This is a genomic window from Pseudomonas sp. YY-1 (genome assembly GCF_002843095.1).
Classification (GTDB): Bacteria; Pseudomonadota; Gammaproteobacteria; order Pseudomonadales; family Pseudomonadaceae; genus Aquipseudomonas; species Aquipseudomonas sediminis_A.
The window spans coordinates 125,118-143,759 of record NZ_PJLX01000008.1; the positions used below are offsets into that span (position 1 = coordinate 125,118).

Annotated in this window: 21 protein-coding genes; 11 read left to right on the top strand and 10 right to left on the bottom strand. The window is 64.9% G+C overall.

Features of this window, described 5'->3' with window-relative positions:
• Nucleotides 1-91 precede the first annotated feature (91 nt).
• Together CXP40_RS13320 and CXP40_RS13325 are read left to right on the top strand one after the other, a co-directional pair.
• Nucleotides 92-658 carry a LemA family protein gene (locus CXP40_RS13320; protein WP_106734126.1) on the top strand — a complete coding sequence of 189 codons (567 nt, stop codon included), beginning with the start codon at nucleotides 92-94 and terminating at the stop codon, nucleotides 656-658.
• A gap of 2 nt (nucleotides 659-660) precedes the next feature.
• Nucleotides 661-2,589: a DUF2207 domain-containing protein gene (locus CXP40_RS13325; protein WP_106734127.1), complete on the top strand. Its 1,929-nt coding sequence runs from the start codon at nucleotides 661-663 to the stop codon at nucleotides 2,587-2,589.
• A gap of 7 nt (nucleotides 2,590-2,596) precedes the next feature.
• Here the strand turns inward: CXP40_RS13325 and CXP40_RS13330 are convergent, their stop codons facing one another.
• The 5 genes from CXP40_RS13330 to folE2 are packed head-to-tail and all read right to left on the bottom strand — an operon-like array spanning nucleotide 2,597 to nucleotide 6,031.
• Nucleotides 2,597-3,934: a dihydroorotase gene (locus CXP40_RS13330; RefSeq protein ID WP_106734128.1), complete on the bottom strand. Its 1,338-nt coding sequence runs from the start codon at nucleotides 3,932-3,934 to the stop codon at nucleotides 2,597-2,599.
• Entirely contained in the window at nucleotides 3,931-4,491 is a 561-nt protein-coding gene (locus CXP40_RS13335) for a carbonate dehydratase (RefSeq protein WP_106734129.1), read from the bottom strand. The genes CXP40_RS13330 and CXP40_RS13335 overlap by 4 nt, the downstream gene beginning before the upstream one ends.
• Nucleotides 4,488-4,721, bottom strand: a complete 234-nt coding sequence (gene yidD / locus CXP40_RS13340) for a membrane protein insertion efficiency factor YidD (protein WP_106734130.1) — start codon at nucleotides 4,719-4,721, stop codon at nucleotides 4,488-4,490. The genes CXP40_RS13335 and yidD overlap by 4 nt, the downstream gene beginning before the upstream one ends.
• Entirely contained in the window at nucleotides 4,718-5,137 is a 420-nt protein-coding gene (gene hisI, locus CXP40_RS13345; protein WP_106734131.1) for a phosphoribosyl-AMP cyclohydrolase, read from the bottom strand. The genes yidD and hisI overlap by 4 nt, the downstream gene beginning before the upstream one ends.
• 3 nt (nucleotides 5,138-5,140) lie before the next feature.
• Nucleotides 5,141-6,031: a GTP cyclohydrolase FolE2 gene (gene folE2, locus CXP40_RS13350; protein ID WP_106734132.1), complete on the bottom strand. Its 891-nt coding sequence runs from the start codon at nucleotides 6,029-6,031 to the stop codon at nucleotides 5,141-5,143.
• Between the two features lie 71 nt (nucleotides 6,032-6,102).
• Between folE2 and dksA the strand changes: the two genes are divergently transcribed.
• The 3 genes from dksA to CXP40_RS13365 are packed head-to-tail and all read left to right on the top strand — an operon-like array spanning nucleotide 6,103 to nucleotide 8,390.
• The gene (dksA, locus tag CXP40_RS13355) at nucleotides 6,103-6,525 is read left to right on the top strand and encodes an RNA polymerase-binding protein DksA (RefSeq protein ID WP_106734133.1); all 423 of its coding nucleotides are present in this window, start codon (nucleotides 6,103-6,105) and stop codon (nucleotides 6,523-6,525) included.
• Nucleotides 6,526-6,540: 15 nt separating this feature from the next.
• Nucleotides 6,541-7,746, top strand: coding sequence for a zinc metallochaperone GTPase ZigA (gene zigA, locus CXP40_RS13360; protein WP_106734134.1), 1,206 nt, complete (start codon nucleotides 6,541-6,543; stop codon nucleotides 7,744-7,746).
• Entirely contained in the window at nucleotides 7,746-8,390 is a 645-nt protein-coding gene (locus CXP40_RS13365) for a DUF1826 domain-containing protein (RefSeq protein WP_106734135.1), read from the top strand. The genes zigA and CXP40_RS13365 overlap by 1 nt, the downstream gene beginning before the upstream one ends.
• Before the next feature lie 316 nt (nucleotides 8,391-8,706).
• Here CXP40_RS13365 and CXP40_RS13370 read toward each other — a convergent pair whose 3' ends face one another.
• On the bottom strand, nucleotides 8,707-9,057 hold the full coding sequence (locus tag CXP40_RS13370) for an NADH:ubiquinone oxidoreductase (RefSeq protein WP_106734216.1): 351 nt from the start codon (nucleotides 9,055-9,057) through the stop codon (nucleotides 8,707-8,709).
• 95 nt (nucleotides 9,058-9,152) lie between these two features.
• Here CXP40_RS13370 and CXP40_RS13375 point away from each other — a divergent pair, with 95 nt between their 5' ends.
• Together CXP40_RS13375 and CXP40_RS13380 are read left to right on the top strand one after the other, a co-directional pair.
• Nucleotides 9,153-10,130: a GTP-binding protein gene (locus CXP40_RS13375; RefSeq protein ID WP_106734136.1), complete on the top strand. Its 978-nt coding sequence runs from the start codon at nucleotides 9,153-9,155 to the stop codon at nucleotides 10,128-10,130.
• A 37-nt stretch (nucleotides 10,131-10,167) separates the two neighbouring features.
• The gene (locus tag CXP40_RS13380) at nucleotides 10,168-11,046 is read left to right on the top strand and encodes an alpha/beta fold hydrolase (protein ID WP_106734137.1); all 879 of its coding nucleotides are present in this window, start codon (nucleotides 10,168-10,170) and stop codon (nucleotides 11,044-11,046) included.
• A gap of 12 nt (nucleotides 11,047-11,058) precedes the next feature.
• On the opposite strand, the gene CXP40_RS13385 is transcribed toward CXP40_RS13380, so the two are convergent.
• On the bottom strand, nucleotides 11,059-11,454 hold the full coding sequence (locus CXP40_RS13385) for a DUF3301 domain-containing protein (RefSeq protein WP_092378892.1): 396 nt from the start codon (nucleotides 11,452-11,454) through the stop codon (nucleotides 11,059-11,061).
• 122 nt (nucleotides 11,455-11,576) lie between these two features.
• Between CXP40_RS13385 and CXP40_RS13390 the strand changes: the two genes are divergently transcribed.
• A complete protein-coding gene (locus CXP40_RS13390; protein ID WP_106734138.1) occupies nucleotides 11,577-12,110 on the top strand; it encodes a zf-TFIIB domain-containing protein in 534 nt (177 codons plus the stop codon).
• A gap of 36 nt (nucleotides 12,111-12,146) precedes the next feature.
• Here the strand turns inward: CXP40_RS13390 and CXP40_RS13395 are convergent, their stop codons facing one another.
• Nucleotides 12,147-12,641 (bottom strand): acyl-CoA thioesterase, encoded by a 495-nt coding sequence (locus CXP40_RS13395; RefSeq protein ID WP_075750905.1) that lies wholly within the window; start codon nucleotides 12,639-12,641, stop codon nucleotides 12,147-12,149.
• Between the two features lie 88 nt (nucleotides 12,642-12,729).
• On the opposite strand from CXP40_RS13395, the gene CXP40_RS13400 reads away from it, so the two are divergent.
• Nucleotides 12,730-13,437 (top strand): tetratricopeptide repeat protein, encoded by a 708-nt coding sequence (locus CXP40_RS13400; protein ID WP_106734139.1) that lies wholly within the window; start codon nucleotides 12,730-12,732, stop codon nucleotides 13,435-13,437.
• Complete coding sequence (locus CXP40_RS13405; protein WP_106734140.1) at nucleotides 13,434-14,696, top strand: hypothetical protein; 1,263 nt, start codon at nucleotides 13,434-13,436, stop codon at nucleotides 14,694-14,696. The genes CXP40_RS13400 and CXP40_RS13405 overlap by 4 nt, the downstream gene beginning before the upstream one ends.
• Before the next feature lie 47 nt (nucleotides 14,697-14,743).
• Here the strand turns inward: CXP40_RS13405 and CXP40_RS13410 are convergent, their stop codons facing one another.
• Nucleotides 14,744-16,123 carry a glutamine synthetase family protein gene (locus CXP40_RS13410; RefSeq protein WP_106734141.1) on the bottom strand — a complete coding sequence of 460 codons (1,380 nt, stop codon included), beginning with the start codon at nucleotides 16,121-16,123 and terminating at the stop codon, nucleotides 14,744-14,746.
• A gap of 90 nt (nucleotides 16,124-16,213) precedes the next feature.
• Complete coding sequence (locus CXP40_RS13415) at nucleotides 16,214-17,608, bottom strand: aspartate aminotransferase family protein (protein ID WP_106734142.1); 1,395 nt, start codon at nucleotides 17,606-17,608, stop codon at nucleotides 16,214-16,216.
• A 247-nt stretch (nucleotides 17,609-17,855) separates the two neighbouring features.
• Between CXP40_RS13415 and CXP40_RS13420 the strand changes: the two genes are divergently transcribed.
• Nucleotides 17,856-18,509 carry a GntR family transcriptional regulator gene (locus tag CXP40_RS13420; protein WP_106734143.1) on the top strand — a complete coding sequence of 218 codons (654 nt, stop codon included), beginning with the start codon at nucleotides 17,856-17,858 and terminating at the stop codon, nucleotides 18,507-18,509.
• Nucleotides 18,510-18,642 lie beyond the last annotated feature (133 nt).

The following is an 18,642-nucleotide window of genomic DNA, read 5'->3' on the forward strand; positions in this document are numbered from 1 at the left end:
GCGTGCCTCGCTGACTGGCTGGCACTACAGGATACGGGCTGCCACGATGTCAGTGCAAAGCGGGCGGCCACGGGCCAACCAAGGAGAGGCTATGCAGGTTTCGGGATTTTGGTGGCTGGCGGGCGCGCTTCTGGTGCTCGGCGGCGCCGTGGTTTTCTACTACAACCGCCTGGTGTTCAACCGCCACCGCGTGGCTGAGGCCGCCAGCGGCATCGATGTGCAGCTCAAGCGCCGCTCCAGCCTGATTCCGGCGCTGGTGGAATGCGTGCGCCAGTACATGGGCTATGAACAGAGCACGCTGCAGGCGTTGGTGCAAGAGCGCATGCGCGCGGTACAACTGGCGGATTCGCCGCTGGCCCAACGTGCGCCGGTAGAGACGCTGCTCAGTCACCAGCTACGCCAGCTGTTTGTGCTGGTCGAGGATTATCCAGAGCTCAAGGCTGACAGCCAGTTTCGTGAGCTGCAGGGCAACATCAGCGAGGTCGAGAACCATATCCAGATGGCTCGGCGTTACTACAACGGCGCGGTGCGTGAGCTGAACGTACTGGTCGAGTCGGTGCCGAGCAATCTGGTGGCTCGGCTGTTCGCTTTTACCCAGGCCGAATATTTCACCCTGGATGACCCGCGTGAAGGCCAGTCGCCGAAGATGGAGTTCTGAGCATGCAAGGATGGTTGCGTGGCCTGTTGCTTAGCTGTTTTCTGCTACCCGGCCTGGTGTTGGCGCAGGAGGCCATCGAGGACTTTGCCGTCACCCTGCAGGTCGAGGCTGACGGCAACCTGCTGGTCACCGAGCGGATTACCGTACGCGCCGAGGGCCAGGATATTCGTCGTGGCATCTACCGCGATCTGCCGGTCAGTTATGCGCTGCCGATGGGGCTGGAGCAAAGCAGCCCGATCACCCTGCTGGGCGTGACCCGCGACGGCCGTAAGGAACCTGTGCGCACCGAGCGCAATGGCGCCTGGGTGCGCTATTACCTCGGCTCGGCTAGCGTCCTGCTCGATCCGGGGCGTTATCGCTACGAATTGCGCTATCGAGTCGAGCGGGCGTTGTTGCATCACGCCGACAGTGACGAGCTGTACTGGAACGTCACCGGTAACGGCTGGATATTTCCCATTCGCCAGGCTTCGGTCGAGGTTCGCCTGCCGGAGGGCGCGCAAATCGGCCAACTGGCCGCTTACACCGGCGCCCAAGGTGATCAGGGCCAGGACTTCCAGATTGTCGAACGCGGCGATGATCACCTGCGCCTGGCCACCACTGCGGAGCTTCCCACCCACCACGGCCTGACGATAGCCGTGGATTGGCAGGCTGGGCTGGTGCCGCGGCCAAGCGGCTTGGATAACGTCAAACGTGCGCTCCTGGACAACCTTGGTGTGGGCGTTGGCACGCTGCTGCTGATCGGCCTACTGCTGTTCTATCTGAACGCCTGGCATCGCGTCGGCCGCGACCCGCGCAAGGGCGTGATTATCCCGCTGTTCGAGGGGCCGCAGGGTATGAGCGCGGTGCAGGCGGGCTATCTCTGGCATCGCGGGTTGCGCGGCGCTTTCGGCGAGGCACGGGCCTTCAGCGTGTGGCTGACCGACATGGCAATCCGTAAGCATCTGCGTATCGAAGACAGGCCGCGTAGCGGTTTTATCCTGTCGCGCGCGGGTTTGCGAGGCGATCTGAATGGGCAGGATCGTGAATTGAGCGACCGTCTGTTCAAGGCCGGCAAGGAGGATGGTTCGATCGCTATCGGCAAGAAATACGAGCCTCGCCTCGCTGACACGCTGAGCACGTTGGAAAACCAGCTGAAGCAGCAGGGTAAGGCCTGGTTCAGCAACAACCGTGGCATCTGGGCCTTGGGCTTGCTGTGGGCCCTGCTCGGGAGTGCGGTGATGCTGGTGATGGGCAGCCATGGCGATGATTTTGCCACCGGCATGGCAGGGTTGGTGTTTGGCCTGGGCTTTGGCGTACCGACGCTGATCATGTTCAACCTGGCGCGGCGGCAGCCGAGCTTGGGCAAGAAACTTCCCTTGTTCTTCGCCGCACTGATGTTCGCCTGGCCGGTGCCGGTGGGGCTGTTGATGATTGCCGAGGCAGCTTCCCTGCCGGTTCTGCTGCTGATCGTGCTGTATGTCGCGCTGGTGGTGGTTTTCTATTACCTGATGCCGGCCCCGACCCTGGAAGGGCGGCGCCTGCTCGATGCGTTGGAAGGCTACCGCGACTACCTGCAACTGGCCGAGAGCGATGTTCTGGCGCTGGCGGGTGATGCGCCGGCGATGAGCATCGCCCTGTACGAACGCCATCTGCCCTTCGCCATGGCCCTGGGCGTCGAGGACAAGTGGAGCGCGCGCTTCAGTGCGGCACTGGCCAGCGGCCTGATCGACCCTGAGCAGCGAGATTACCAACCGACCTGGTATCACAGCCGCAGTAGCTACAGTTCCCCGCAAGCGATGAGCAGTGCCCTGGCGGCCGGCCTCAGCAGCGCTACGGCGTTGGCGTCGACGCCCCCGCAGTCGAGCAGCTCTTCGGGAGGCGGTGGCGGTGGGTCTTCCGGTGGCGGCTCTTCCGGCGGTGGTGGCGGAGGAGGCGGCGGCGGGGGGTGGTAGTACAGCCTCAATCGCGCCGATATCGCAGCGGCAAGCCTTGACAATCGTCTTGCACCTGGCCGGCGTGCCAGGCCAGTTGTCCGGAGACGAAGGTGCTGCGCACGGCATGACGGAAGCTGCGGCCCTGGAACGGCGTCCAGCCGCAGTGGGCGAGGATCGGGTCGGCCGCCACCGGGCGTGGCTCGGTCAGGCGTTCGACCAGGGTCAGGTCGGCCCAGTAGCCTTCGCGCAGGTAGCCGCGCTGCTCGATGGCGAAACGCTGGGCCACGGCGTGGCTGGTCTTTTCCACCAGCAGGGGCAGTGGCAGCAGGCTGTCGGCCACCAGCTCCAGCAATGACGGCAGGGCGTGCTGCACCAGCGGCAGGCCGGATGGCGCCTGCAGGTAGGGGCGCTGCTTTTCCTCCCAGGTGTGCGGCGCATGGTCGGTGCCGATGATGTCCAGGCGTCCGCAGAGCAGGGCCTGGCGCAGTGCGTCGCGGTCGGCCTGGGTCTTGATCGCCGGGTTGCACTTGATCAGGTGGCCGAGCTGCGCGTAGTCGCGCTCATCGAAGTACAGATGATGGGCGCAGACCTCCGCGGTGATCTGCTTGCCGGCGAGCGGGCCAGACTGGAACAGGCTCAGCTCGCGGGCTGTGGTCAGGTGCAGCACATGCAGGCGTGTGCCGTAGCGACGCGCCAGGCTCACGGCCAGGCTGGAGGACTGGTAGCAGGCCTCGGCATCTCGGATCGCTGGGTGTTCGCCGGCGGGGATGGTGTCGCCGAAGCGCGCCTGCCACTGCGCCTCGCGTTCGCGGATGCGCGGGGTGTGCTCGCAATGCGTCAGCAGCACCGTCGGGCAGTCGCGGAATAGCCGTTCCAGCGCTGGCAGATCGTCGACCAGCATGTTGCCAGTGCTGGCACCCATGAATACCTTCACCGCCGCCACGCGGTTAGGGTCGAGTGCGGCGACGGTGTCGAGGTTGTCGTAGCTGACGCCGAAGTGAAAGCCGTAGTTGACCTTCGAGCAGCTGGCGGCGCGTTGTTCCTTGGCCGCCAGGGCTTCCAGCGTCAGGGTCGGCGGGTTGGTGTTGGGCATGTCCATGACGCTGGTGATACCGCCGGCCACTGCCGCCTGCGACTCGCTGGCGAAGCTGCCCTTGTGCGGCGCGCCGGGGTCGCGAAAGTGCACCTGGTCATCGATCATGCCCGGCAGCAGGTACTGCCCGGCGGCGTCGAGCAGGCCCTCGCCGGGCTGGTGGGCGAGGCTGCCGGCGATGGCGTCGATGCGCCCGTGGCGGATGCGTAGGTCGGCCTCGAACACGCGGCCCTCGTTGACCAGGCGGGCGTTACGGATCAGCACGGTCAGAACTCGTTCTGCAGGGCTTTGTAGCCCCGCACCAGGTCGATGTTGGTGCGGGCCACGTCCTCGGAGAACTCGCTGGCCGAGACGCTGACGCGCGGCAGGCTGGCCAGGTCAGTCTTCGGTCCGATGCGTTGGGTGGAGGTGACGTGGAAGCCTGCCGGCAGGTCGCAACCGTCGACCACGGCGTTGTGCCGCACCACGCAGCCGTCGCCGACGGCGCAGTTGAACAGCACGCTGTTGAAACCGATGAACACGCGGTTACCGACGCTGCACGGGCCGTGGATGATCGAGCGGTGGGCGATGGATGTGTGCTTGCCGATGGTCACCGCCGCGCCGGACTTGGAGTGGATCACCACTCCGTCCTGGATGTTGGAGTTGGCGCCGATGACGATGGGCTGCATGTCGCCGCTGGCGTCCACCTCGTCGGCGCGGATCACCGCATAGGGGCCGACGAAGACGTTGTCGTGGATGATCACCTTGCCGCAGATGATGGCGGTCTTGTCGACATAGGCGGATTCGGCGATGACCGGCAGGTGGCCGGACGGATTCTTGCGGATCATGGTCGCTCCTTGGGCGAGGGTTCGGGCACCGGGTCGTAGCTGCCCGGATGCCAGGGATGACAGCGCAACAGCCGGCGCAGGCTGAGCCACAGGCCGCGCAGCAGGCCATGCTTTTCCAGGGCTTCGACGGCGTAGTGCGAGCAACTGGGGTGAAAGCGGCAGCGCGGCCCGAGCAGCGGGCTGATCAGGTACTGGTAGAAACGCACCAGGGCGATGGCCATGCGCTTCATGCTGGGCCGCTCACGGCCACGCGCAGCTGTTCGCCGTCGAGGTCGTTGTAGAAACAGTTGGGTCGGCCGGTATGGCAGGCCGGGCCGAGTTGCTCGACCTTGAGTAGCAGGGCGTCGCCGTCGCAATCGAGGTGCGCGCTGAGCAGGCGCTGGCGATGGCCGCTGGTTTCACCCTTGCGCCACAGTAGTTGGCGCGAGCGCGACCAGTAGCAGACCTGGCCGCTGGCCAGGGTTTCCTGCAGCGCGCTGCGATTCATCCAGGCCAGCATCAGCACCTCGCCGCTGTCGTGGCGCTGGGCGATCACCGGGATCAGCCCGGCGTCGTTCCAGGCGATGGCCGCCAGGGCCTCGTCAAGCGCCACGGCGTGGCCTGCTTCGGCGGATTCCAGCTGCAACCAGAAGGCGTCGGCAGTCATGGCTCAACTCCAGTTCCAGCGGCTTTGCGCCACCGCGTCGTGGGCGTGCAGGCTTTCCGCGTGGACGACCTTGAGGCGGAACGCGCTGGCCTGCGGCAATTGGCGCAGGGCGCGGTGCAGGCGGCGTGCGGCGTCTTCGCAGAACATCAGGTTCTGCCCGTTGGCGAGGGCGAAGGCCTGTTCGTCGGCGCGCTTCACCGCGGTCTGTACCGGCGTGCCGAGGGCCTGCTCGGCGCTGTCGATCAACTCCAGTACGGGTAGTTCGACGCAGCCCGGTGCCAGGCGCAGTCGCAAGGTCGCCGTGCTGCGCTGGCTGTGCGGTGTGGCGACGATGCCCTGGGTCGAGCCGAGCCAGTCGAGCACGCTGGAGTAATCCACCTGCTGGTCGGGAAAGTCCCAGGCGAAGCGTTGCTGGATCAACTGCCTTGCCAGCGCTGCCGAGCAAGGGCAGGTGGACGAGTAGCTGACCTCAACCTGCAATTCGATGTTCACGCCCCGGCCGTCCTGCCGGGCGCGCAGTTCGAAGGGGTAGCCCTTCCAACCGTTCAACGGGCTGACCAGCGCCGGACGCTTGAGTGGTACCTCGCCGCGCAGAGTCAGGGTGGCGCTGTCGGACAGCTCCTGGTGACTGCTCAGGCAGTCATCCAGCACCTGCAGCACTGCCGGCACGTTCAATGGCTGATGCACCAGACGCTGCGCCGCCAGGTACAGGCGCGACATATGGATGCCACGTGCGCCGGCATCATCGAGGCTCACGCCGATGTCGACGCTGGCGGTCACGGCGGCGTCCGCCAAACGAATGGGCAGGGCGATGCCGGCCATGCCGACCCAGTCCAGCGGCAGGTCATAGTGGGTGGCTTGGGCGGCAATATCCGGCAGAGGCTGTTCGTTCATCGTAAATCCGTGGGTAGCGGTCAGAAATAAATGTTATGTTATAACAATTAAAACAAGCCAGCCGATTTGCCATGACCCTGACCGCGACCACCGAAGCCGAACTGCTGGCTCAGCCAGCCGACGACTACATGAACGACGCCCAGCAGCAGTTCTTTCGCGAGCTGCTGCTGACCCAGCGAGCCGAGTTGCAGGTGCGCATCGACGAGGAATTCACCGAGCTGCGCCAGCCCGATACCAGCAGCGACGTCGCCGATATCGGCGCCGCCGAGGAACAGCGCCAGTGGCAGCTGCGCCTGCTGGAGCGGGAAAAGAAGCTGCTGGACAAGATCGACCAGGCGCTCGAACGCCTGGCGCGTGGCGAATACGGCTGGTGCGCCGAGACCGGCGAGCCCATCGGCCTGAAACGCCTGCTGCTGCGCCCGACCGCGACCCTGAGCATCGAAGCCAAGGAGCGTCAGGAGCAGCGCGAAAAACATCAGCGTGACCGTGACTGAACGAGGAACACCCCCATGAATCAGCGTCTACCCGTTACCGTGCTGTCCGGCTTTCTTGGCGCCGGCAAGAGCACCCTGCTCAACCATGTGCTGAAGAACCGTGAAGGCCGCAAGGTCGCCGTGATCGTCAACGACATGAGCGAAATCAACATCGACGGTGCCACCGTCCAGCAAGACGTCAGCCTCAACCGCGCCGAAGAGAAGCTGGTGGAGATGAGCAATGGCTGCATTTGCTGCACCCTGCGCGAAGACCTGCTCGACGAGGTCAGCCGCCTGGCCAGCGAAGGTCGCTTCGACTACCTGCTGATCGAATCCACCGGCATCAGCGAGCCGCTGCCGGTGGCCGAGACCTTCACCTTCCGCGACGAGCAGGGCCGCAGCCTGTCCGACCTGGCGCGGCTGGACACCATGGTCACGGTGGTCGACGGGGTGAACTTCCTGCGCGATTTCCATGAGGCCGACAGCCTGGCCAGCCGGGGCGAAACCCTGGGCGAGGAGGACGAGCGTTCGATCACCGACCTGCTGATCGAGCAGGTGGAGTTCGCCGATGTCATCCTGATCAGCAAGATCGACCTGATCAGCCAGGCCGAGCGCGAGGAGCTGATGGCCATCCTCCGTGGGCTCAACACCCACGCCGACATTCAGGCCATGAGCATGGGCCAGATCGCCCTGGACACCATCCTCGACACTGGCCGCTTCGACTTCGACCGCGCCTCGCAGGCGCCGGGCTGGCTCAAGGAGCTGCGCGGCGAGCATGTGCCGGAAACCGAGGAATACGGCATTGCCTCCAGCGCTTACCGTGCGCGCCGGCCGTTTCATCCGCAGCGCTTCTTCGACTTCCTCTCGCGTGAGTGGACGAATGGCCGCCTGCTGCGCTCCAAGGGCTTTTTCTGGCTGGCCAGCAAGTATCAGGAAGCCGGTAGTTGGTCGCAGGCTGGCGGGCTGATGCGCCATGGCCTGGCCGGGCGCTGGTGGCGCTTCGTGCCCAAGCAACACTGGCCGCAGGACGAGGAAGGTCTGCAGACGATCATGAAGCACTGGAGCACTGAAGTCGGTGATTGCCGCCAGGAGCTGGTGTTCATTGGCCAGAACATCGACTTCCCGCAGTTGGTGCGTGAGCTGGACGATTGCCTGCTGACCGATGAGGAAATGGCCGGCGGCCCGGATGCCTGGCGCCTGCTCGCTGACCCCTTCGGTGCCTGGCAGCAGGAGGCCGCCTGATGTTCGCCCTGCAGTTGCCGAACCTGTCCCGGCAGGTGCTGGGCGAGGATATCCAGGTGCTGGGTGAGGTGCTGCACGACGGCGTCAACCTGGCTGTCTGGCAGCGTCGCCTGCCGGCGCAGATCGCCGACTTCGCCGACGCGCTGCTGGCGCAAGGTGAGCCGCTGGCGCAGTCCATGACCCTGGAGCTGCCGCGTGCGGACAGCGAGCCGAATCTCGATGGCCTGGTGGCGCAGTACGCCGATCTGCCGGGTCAGGCGGCCTTTCTCGCCGATGTGGCCTGGCTGGTGCGTGCCTATGCCTGCCTGCTCGATGCTCAGCGCATCGGCCTGCGCCTGCGCGCGCTGGACAAGGCCATGTGCCCGCGCTTTCACGTCGACCACGTGCCGCTGAGGCTGATCACCAGCTATGCCGGTGTCGGCAGCGATTGGCTGGAGGAGGGCGTGATGCCGCGCAGCAAGCTCGGTCAGCCGGGTGCCGAGCCGCAGGACGAGGCCCTGATCCAGCGCCTCGAAAGCGGACATGTGGCGTTGGCCAAGGGCGAGAAATGGCATGGCAACGAAGGGCGCGGATTGATCCACCGCTCGCCGCAGCCGCCAGTGGGTGAGCGACGTCTGTTGTTGACCCTGGATTGGCTGGCCTGAGCCGCGCGAAACTGCAGTTGCGTAGGGTGCGCTGTGCGCACCGCGACACCGAGGCGTTTGCTGGTGCGCACAGCCTAGGCGGCCCCGCGACACCCTACGGATAGCGGCAAGCTCTTAAAAAATAGGCCGGAGCGACTGCCCCGGCCTTAAGCACCAAGAGATCATGTCGACGCGTGACTCGACATGAGGGTTACGTGAGGTACCCGAGGTCATTAGGCGCCTGTTGGGTGACAGTTTGATGTCAGCGTTCCGCGTAGGGCGGGTGCAACCCGCCAGGCAGGGAGTGGCGGGTTGCACCCGCCCTACAACACTCGCCTCAGGGCTTGATCCACTGGCCCTGATACTGCGTCTTGCAGGCTGGCTCCAGGTACAACGCGTCGCTGGCCACGCCGTAGTAGTGGATATCCTGCAGGTACATACCGCTGCCGGCGCGGGCGTTCTGGCAGACGCCGTGGGCACCCTTGGGGCACTGTTCGACGAACTCCACCTCGACCGTCTGGCCTTGCAACTGCGGCTGGCAGAAACCGTCGCGGAACAGCGTGGTGGGGATGTTGCGATTTTCCTGGCAGACCTTCACGTCCAGGCGTTCGGCCTGGCTGTGCACCACGCAGGCTTCGGCCAGAGCCAGGCCCGGCAGCAGGGAAAACAGCAACAGCCATGCACGCATCATTTCGACTCCCGAAAAACTGCCGGCGAATCTAACATGCTGTTTCTTTGCAGTCTGTGCTGGCACTTGTCTGGCGAACCACCGAACATAAATTCATGCTCAGTCAAATCCCTACCCACCTCATTGCCGGCCCGCTCGGCGCCGGCAAGACCACGCTGATCCGTCACCTGCTGGCGCAGAAACCGGCGGGCGAGCGTTGGGCGGTGCTGATCAACGAATTCGGCCAGATCGGTCTGGACGCCGCCTTGCTCGAGCAAGGCGACGACGGTATCGCCATGGCCGAAGTGGCCGGTGGTTGCCTGTGCTGCGTCAATGGCGCGCCATTTCAGGTCGGCCTCGGGCGCCTGCTGCGCAAAGCGAAGCCAGATCGCCTGCTGATCGAGCCATCCGGCTTGGGGCATCCGGCACAGTTGCTGGCGCAACTGCGTCGGCCGCCCTGGCTAGGCGTGTTGGCCGTGCAACCGGCACTGATGGTGCTTGATGCTGCCGCACTGGCTAGCGGTCAGCCGTTGCCGGACGTGCAGCGTCAGGCACTGGATGAGGCCGGCTTGCTGCTGTTGAACAAGAGCGAGTCTCTGGACGAGGCGAGCCGGGTGCGAATTGCCGCGAGCCTGCCGCCCGTGCCGCTGCACTGGAGCGAGCAGGGCCGGCTTGACCTGGGCTTGCTGCCGGGGCTGGCGGCGCAGGCTTCGTCCATCAAGGCGAGCACCGAGTTACCCACAGCTGCACCCGGCCTGGCGCAGATCTGGCGCTACGCTGCCGAGCCGATCTGCCAGGTGCAGGATCAGGCCGAGGGCTGGAGCATTGGCTGGCGCTGGCACCCCAGCCAGCGTTTCGATCTCGCGCAGGTGAGCCAGTGGTTGCAGCGTATGGATTGGCGCAGGGCCAAGGCCGTGCTGCACGGCGGCGAAGGCTGGCAGTCGTTGAATGCCTTGCAGGGGCAAGCGCTACAGGCCTGGACCCCGAGCGAATGGCGTAAGGACTCGCGCCTGGAATTGATCTTCGATCAGGCGCAGGACGCCAAAACGCTAAGCGCTTCGTTCGCTGCGTGCCGAATCCCGGCGGTGGGCTGATAAACTCGCCGCGCTCTCGTCGCTGTGGATAACTTTCATGCAACTGCTGCCCTGGTCTCACGACACCTCTGCCGGCTTCACCCTGCGCGGCTGGCACACGCCGCCGTCGGGCAAGCCGTTGCTGCATTTCCTGCACGGCAATGGCTATTGCGGGCGCGTCTATACACCAATGCTGGCCGCGTTGGCCGAGGACTTCGACCTCTGGCTGTGCGATGTACAGGGCCATGGTGACAGCGATCATGGCGGCCGCTTCCATGGCTGGAACCGCAGCGCTGAGCTGGCGGTGGAGGCCTTCGACACCTTGCGTGGGCCATTCGGCGACGTACCGCGCTTTGCCCTCGGGCACAGCTTCGGCGGTGTGCTTACCAGCTTGATCCTGGCGCGCCATCCAGAGCTGTTCCGGCGCGCCGTGCTGCTCGACCCGGTGCTGTTCAGTCCGGCGATGATCGGGGTGATGGCATTGTCCGACGTGGTCGGCCTGGCGCAGCGTACCGGGATGGCGAAGAAGGCGCAGAAGCGCCGTCGGCAATGGACTGACCGCGCCAGTGCTCACGCTGCGTTACATGGCCGTGGCATGTTCCGTGGTTGGGACGAGGCAGCGTTCGACGCCTATATCGAGCATGCGCTGAAGGATGTCGAGGGTGGCGTCGAGCTCAAGTGCCGGCCAAGCCGTGAGGCGGATATCTTTGGCTCCTTCCCGCGGGGCTTGTGGCCGTCGCTGGCCAAGGTGACGACGCCGACCGAAGTGATTCACGGTGCACACACCTATCCCTTCGTTGCCAAGTCCGTGGCGCGCTGGTGCGCGGGCAACGCCCATGTGCGCAGTCAGGTGGTGCCGGGCGGGCACTGTTTCATGCAGGAGCACCCGGCGGACAGCGCCGAGCGCGTGGCCGCTTTCCTGCTGCAGCGCGGCTGAATCGGGTAGGCGCTATTGCGCCTTGCGCCGCCAGTCTTCCAGGCGAATGACGTTGCCTGGTTGTTGCACTGCAACCGGTTCGGGCTGCGGCTCCAATATCGGGTGGGGCTGCAGTTCGATGCGGCCAAGGTGCGGGCCGAACATGCTGATATGTCCGCGCAGTCGTTGCTCGCCGGTGACGGTGAACTCGAAGTCATACAGTCGCGCCAGGCGACGATGGCCTCTGGCATCGCGCTGGATGGCCAGACGACGCAATGCCACGGCGCCATCGAGCAGCTCCACGTCGAGTTTTGCGCAGTGCTGCTTGGCGAAGGCCAGCGCACGCTCGCGAATACCGTGGCCGCGCCATAGCCAGGCGCAGGCAGCGGCGAACAGCATCAGCAGGAACACATCGAACAGGTTGATCATGGCGACTCCAGCTTCGGGAGACAGAGCTTAGCTTATCTGCCACGTGCTTCTCAGCACAGTGGCTTGCCCATGCGTCGGCTCTGCATTAGCGTTCGCTCTCTTCAGATGAAAAGGACGTCACCATGCATTGCCCCGCCTGCCGCACCACTCGCCTGCAACCGGCAAAACTCGAAGATGGCCTGCTCGGCCATGGCTGCGCACAGTGCCAAGGCACGCTGGTCAGCCTGCTGCACTACCGCGACTGGGCCGAGCGTCAACCAGCACAAGAGACATCAACCGAGCTGGCCGCCGAGGCTGAAGTGGGCGAAACCAGTCATGCCTTGAGTTGCCCCAAGTGCGCCAAGCTGATGAGCAAGTTTCAGATCAGCGGCACCCGCGCCAATCGTCTCGACCTGTGCGGCACGTGCGACGAAGCCTGGCTGGACAGCGGCGAATGGCAACTGCTCAAGGCCCTGGAGCTGAGCCAGCGCATGCCGGCGATCTTCACCGATGCCTGGCAGCGCCAGGTACGGCAGAAGGCCAGCGAACAGGCCCGGCGCGACCGCTTCAGCCGCATCGCCGGCGAAGACGCCATCGCCCGCGCCGACGAAATTCGTACCTGGCTCAAGGATCACCCGCAGCGCCGCGAGCTGTTGTTCTACATCGGTCACGACTGAGGCGCGAGGCGCCATCTGCGGCCGGTTGCATCCGCCCTACGCTTCGGCGTTCTTCTCTTCGCTCAACGCCTGGTAGCGCTGTTGCAACTCGTCGCGAATCTGCCGGCGCTGCTTGGCCTGGCGCTGGCGGCGCAGGCCGTCGGCGGTGTCCGGTTGCAGTTCCGGGATCGGTGCCGGGCGGCCATTGGCATCGACCGCGACCATGGTGAAGAAGCAGCTGTTGGTGTGGCGCACCGAGCGCTCGCGGATGTTCTCGGTGATCACCTTGATGCCGATTTCCATCGACGTGCGCCCGGTGTGGTTGACCGAGGCGAGGAAGGTGACCAGTTCGCCGACGTGCACCGGTTCACGGAACATCACCTGATCCACCGATAGGGTCACCACGTAGCAGCCGGCGTAGCGGCTGGCACAGGCGTAGGCGACTTCGTCGAGGTACTTGAGCAGCGTACCGCCGTGGACATTTCCGGAGAAATTGGCCATATCCGGTGTCATCAGTACGGTCATCGTCAGTTGCGCGGTTCCGGCTTCCATCGTCGCTCCGAGTACGTGTGGGGCTTATGAGAGTAAGGCCTGCTGGTGCAATGCAAGATACACACTCACTATTGCAAGGATGCCATCCATGCTGATTCGCTCGAAATTTATGCTCCTGGCTCTGCTAGGGCTCGCCGGTGCCGTGCAGGCGACCGAAGAATGCGCCACAGCGGTGCAGTGCAACCAGGTCGGCAGCGCCGCCTATCAGGACGGCCGCTTCGAGCAGGCCATCGAAGCGTTCGAACGTCAGTTACGACGCGTCGAAGATGGTGATACGGCACAGTTGGAGTTGGCACTGAACAATCTCATCCTCGCTAACCTGCGCTCCGGCCAGACCGGCATGGCGCGCGCCTGGTTAGGCGTGGCGCTGGACAACAACCTCAGTGGCTCCTCGACTCGCCTGCACCTGACCAAGGTAGCCGAGGCGCTGGATTACCAGACCCTCGCCACCAGCCCGACCGGACGCTACCTGCGTTACGGCGGCCAGGCGGTATGGAGCGAGCTGCTGATCAGCGAAGACAGTAATGGCGGCTATCTCGCCAGTTTCTCGCCCGTACGCGCCGGCGCTCGGGTCGAGGAGTACGGCCCGGCTGCGATTGGCGAGCTGGATGGCAAGTTGGTCGGCGACGAGGTGCAGATGCGCCTGCAGGACGCCGGCCTGGGCAACGATTGCGCAGTGCAACTGCTGCGTGAAGGCATCGAGCTGCGCGTGCAGGAGGTATTCGCCGAGGGCTGCCAGGATTACGGCGGCATGGGCATCAGCGTCGGTGGTCGTTACATCAAGGTCAGCCCATGAGGCCTGGGCAGGTTGCTGTCCTGATCATGTGCTTGTCGGCGCTGCTCCTCGTGGGCGGCTACGCCTGGCTGCGTGACGAGCCGCCTGGCACTCAGGTGCAGGACTGGCAGCAGCAGGTGCAGGCGGCAACGGGCGAAAGCCGCGCGTACCTTTACCTCAACGGGATCGATGCCCCTTTAGATGAGCAGCCTGAGGCACTGGGCGCGGACCGTCTGCAGCACTACGAGCGCTGGCACGCCGGGCGCGGTGTGACCGATAGCGATTATTCGGGGCCGAGCGTTGCCAGCCTGCCGTTGCCAGAAGGGCGACTGTTCTGCCGAATCGAGGCGCCCGGCTGCTTCGACAGCCTGCTGGAGCAGGCCGACCTGGGGAGCCGTATCGCCCCGGATTGGTTCGCTCTGCAGCGGCGCTACTGGGATTTTCTCAACATGGATGACTACCGCACGCTGACCTCGGTGAGCCTAGCCGAGCCGCTACCGCGCCTGACTTATGTCTACGCGGGCCAGCGGGTGCACGATCTGCTCATGCTGCAAATGGCCCGCGATGGCCAAAGCGATGTGGCGCAGGGAGGGTTGCGCGAGGAGCTCAGACTACTGCGCCAGCAACTGGTGCGCGCGGACAACCTGGTGCTGAAGATGCTGCTGGGGCGGCTGATCAGCGATAACCTGGAGTGGCAGGTTCGTCTCTATCGCCATGGGCTGATCCCACGCCCGTCGGTTCCGGAGCCCTTCAGCGCGGCCGAGCGCTCGCTGCTCAAGCCCATGCAGCGCGAGTTCTACGGTATAGCGCAGATGTATGCGCAGCTGCCTGATAGCGTCTCCGGCCGGGAATACCTCGGGCTGCTGCTGTTTTTCCGACCGCAGATGACCATCAACGCCAGCCTGGCGCCTTATGCGCGAGCCGTGGAGTTGTCGCAGCTGGAGCCGGATGCGTTCGCCGCCGCGCTGCAGGAGCCGGTTCCTGGGCCGGCCTCGGTTGGCGGTATACGTAACCGGGCTGGCAACATCCTACTGGCTATCGCTGGCCCGAACATGCGCCTGTATGCCGGGCGCTTGCATGACCTGGAGGCGAAGCGCCGCTTGTTGGCCGTAGTGGTGAGCCTGCCTCCGGGGCCTTTCGATGACGAGCAGCTGGCCAACATGCCGGATGCCCGCAACCCATACCATCCGACACAGCTGGCCGAGCCCGATGGACGCGGCCAGCTGTGTTTCGACGGCCCGCACGAGGCGGGATTCAATGGGCGTTGCATGCCGCTGTAGATAAGGGTGTGCGGCAGGGCTCGCCGCCAACTTATCGTCCGCGACGATCAGGCGTGAGTCAGGTACCAGCGCCAGTCCTGCTCGCCCACCTCTCCCATGAACTGGCGGTACTCGGCCCACTTGATCGCCAGGAACACCTCGAGGAAATCCTCGCCGAGCGATTCGCGTGCCCAGCTTGAATCTTCCAGGTTGCGCAGGGCGGTGAGCCAGTCGGTGGGCAGGGTTTCGCGGGCCTGCTCGTAGCCATTGCCGACGATGGCTGCGCCTGGGTCGAGCTGCTCGCGGATGCCCTTGTGGATGCCGGCGAGGATCGCCGCCGCAGCCAGGTACGGGTTGGCGTCGGCGCCGCAGATGCGGTGCTCGACATGGCGACTGTTGGCCGGCCCGCCTGGCACGCGGAACGACACGGTGCGGTTGTTCACCCCCCAGCTCTTGGCCAGCGGCGCGTAGCTGTTGGCCTGGAAACGGCGGAAGGAGTTGGCGTTGGGGCAGAAGATCGCCATGGCATCGCCCAGCGTTGTCATCATGCCGCCAATGGCATGTCTCAAGAGCGTGCCCTGTCTGCCTTCAAGGTCAGAAAGCTCGCTGGCCATCAAATTGTTGCCGTCAGCATCGGCCAGCGACACGTGCATATGTAGGCCACTGCCAGCCAGATCGCCGAACGGCTTGGCCATGAAGCAGGCCTGCAGTCCATGCTTGTTGGCCACACCCTTGACCAGGCGCTTGTAGCGCACGCCTTCGTCCACCGCCTGCAGCGCATCGAAGCGGTGCTCCAGGGTCAGCTCTAGCTGGCCGGGGGCGTATTCGGAGATCGCCGTGCGCACCGGCAGGCCCTGCGCCTCGCAGGCGGCGTAGAGGTCGTCGAGGAAGGGCTGCATCTGCTCCAGCTCATACACGCCGTAGACCTGCGGCGCCTGCGGGCGTACGCCATTCATCTGCACGGCGGGCTGCGGGCGACCATTGGCGTCGCGCTGCTTGTCCAGCAGGTAGAACTCCAGCTCCACCGCCATCACCGGGTGATAGCCGTCGGCCTTGAGCGCCTCGATGGCACGCACCAGCACATGGCGCGGGTCGCCCGGCGTGGCTGGCAGACCCTGGGTCGGGTGCATGCTCACTTGTAGCTGGCCGGTAGGCACCGCGCGCCAGGGTTGCAGGGTCAGGCTGCCGGGCAGCGGGTAGGTCCAGCAGTCGGCATCGGCCACTTCCCAGACCAGGCCGCTTTCCTCGACGTCCTCGCCCTGGATGGTCAGCGACAGGATCGAGCTGGGCAGCGGTCGGCCGTTTTCGTAGATAGCCAGCAGCTCGTCGCGATGCAGCAGCTTGCCGCGCGGGATGCCGTTGGCGTCGATCAGCATCAGCTCGATGCTGCGGACCTCGGGGTGGGCGGCGAGAAAGTCGCGGGCTTCCTGCGGGTTGGCGAATTGCATGGTGATTCTCACAGTGAGTCGTTATCTCGTGGGAGGCGCTTTAGCGGCGACTGTCGCGGCTAAAGCCCCTCCCACAGGCTGATCGATGAATTACTCGCGGGCGCCGGGGATGGCCAGCAGCTCGGTGAGGGCTTGGTCGAGCATGGCGATCAGCTTGTCCACATCCTGCGCTGTGGTGCTCGGGCAGCACAGGGTCATGTTGTGGAATGGCGTGATCAGAATGCCGCGGTTGATCAGGTACAGGTGCAGGGCCATTTGCAGCTCGTCATGGAACGCCGCTTCGGCCTCGGCGCCGGTGCGTGGCGGCGTGGCGCAGAACTGGAACTCGCAACGCGCGCCAAGTTCGGTCACCGACCACTTGAGGCCATGCTTGTCGATCAACTGGCGGAAACCCTCGGCCAGGCGCGCCGCCAGCGGCAACATGTGGTCGTAGGCCGCCTGGGTCATCACCTGCTCCAGGTTGGCGCGCATGCAGTGCATGGCCAGGGCGTTGGCCGACAGGGTGGTGCCCATGCCGCTGTGGCCGTGACCGTGGCTTGCCTCGCTGGCGCGCTGACGCGCCTGGGTCATGGCGCCTGCCATCTCTGCGCTGCAACCGAAGATGCCGCAAGGCACGCCCCCGGCGATCGGCTTGCCGACCACGAAGAAGTCCGGGTCCAGGCCCCACAGGCGCGTGCAGCCACCGATATCGGTGGAGATGGTGTGGGTTTCGTCGATGATCAGCAGGCTGCCGTACTTACGCGTCAACTCGCGGCATTTCTGCATGAAGCCTGGATCGGGCAGGACCATGCCGATGTTGGTCATCGCCGGTTCGCAGAGCAGGGCGCAGACGTCGCCCTGAGCCAACGCCGCCTCCAGCGCTGCGACATCGTTGAAGGGAATGGCGCGGCTGTGCTCGGTCAGGTCGTAGGCCTGGCCGACCAGACCGGAGCGGTGCACGGTCTGGCCATCGCGTTCGCGCACCATCACGTCGTCGACGGTGCCGTGGTAGCAGCCGTCGAACACCAGCAGGGTCTTGCGCTGAGTGATGGCGCGCGCCCAGCGCAGCACGTAGCGGTTGGAGTCGGTGGCGGTGGCGGTCACCTGCCAGTAGGGCAGGCCGAAGCGCTGGGCCAGCAGCTCGCCGCAAACCACTGCGTCCTCGCCCGGCAGCATGGTGGTCAGGCCGTTATTCGCTTGTTCGGCGAGGGCGCGGGCCACCGGATCGGGGGAGTGGCCGAACATGGTGCCGGTGTCACCCAGGCAGAAGTCGATGTACTCGTGACCGTCCACATCGAAGAAACGTGCGCCCTTGGCTCGCTCGACGAACAGCGGTACCGGTGTCGACCAGTCGGCCATCCAGTGCATCGGCACGCCGCCGTACAGCGAGTGGCGGGCGCGCTCGGCCAGGGCCACGGACTTCGGATTGCGGGACAGGAACCGCTCGCGCTCGGCGGCGACGAAACGGTCAACGGCGACTTGGCTGATGCCACTGGCGGTGGTCATGGGGCATACCTCGATTGAATGCTGCCGGCATGATATTTTGTGATCACAAAATAGTAAATGGTTAGATATGAGTCGATTATTTCGGCTTCAAATCTTTATTTGTGATCACGAAAAATTTCATATTCAGCCGTTTTTCACACAAAATCAGTTCCTGTCGTAGACTCGCCACATCTTCAATCGGAGCCTCCCATGCGTGACTGTAGCCTGACCCTTGCCCAATTGCCGGCGCCACCGATGGAGGTGGCACATGGCTGACAATCTGCAGGAGCAGCTGTATCAGAACATCCGCTCAGGACTGCTGGTCGGGCGTTTCCAACCCGGGGAGCGGTTGAAGATCCGCGACTTGGCCACCGAATGGGGCACCAGCCCGATGCCGGTTCGCGCGGCCCTGCAGCGGCTGGTGGCCGAGGGCGCGCTGGAGGGCGAGCAGCAGCGCTCGGTGCGCGTCCCGTCGATGACCCGCGAGCGCTACGAAAACATCTTCCAGGTGCGCCTGGCGCTGGAAGGCCTGGCAGTGGAGCTGGCCACGCCGCGTCTGGACAGCAGCGACCTGGCCCTGCTGCGTGACTGTGTGCAGCGCATGGACGCCGCCATCGAGCAGCGCCAGGTGCAGGACTACCTCAACGCCAACAGCCAGTTTCACCTGCATTTGTACGGTGCATGTGGCAACCCGGTGTTGCTGCGTTCGATCGAGTCGCTATGGCTGCAGATCGGCCCCTTCTTCAACCGCCTGTTCACCGGCGCCGACCTGTCGCTGCGGCTCAATGACTTTCATGAAGACGCCTTTGCCGCTATCGAAGCCGGCGATGCCAAGGGCGCTCGCCAGGCGATGGAACAGGATCTGCTTTACTTCGCGCGCTTTCTGCTCAACCTGCTGGCGTTGGAGCAGGGTGAGGTGTGAGGGCGCTGCTCGCGTAACTCACTTGATGCGGCTCGCGGCTAAAGCCCCTCCCACGCGGCCGAGTCTCGGATACACATCGTGGGAGGCGCTTCAGCGGCGACGGCGTTCGGGAAGCAGATAGTCCGTAGGGCGC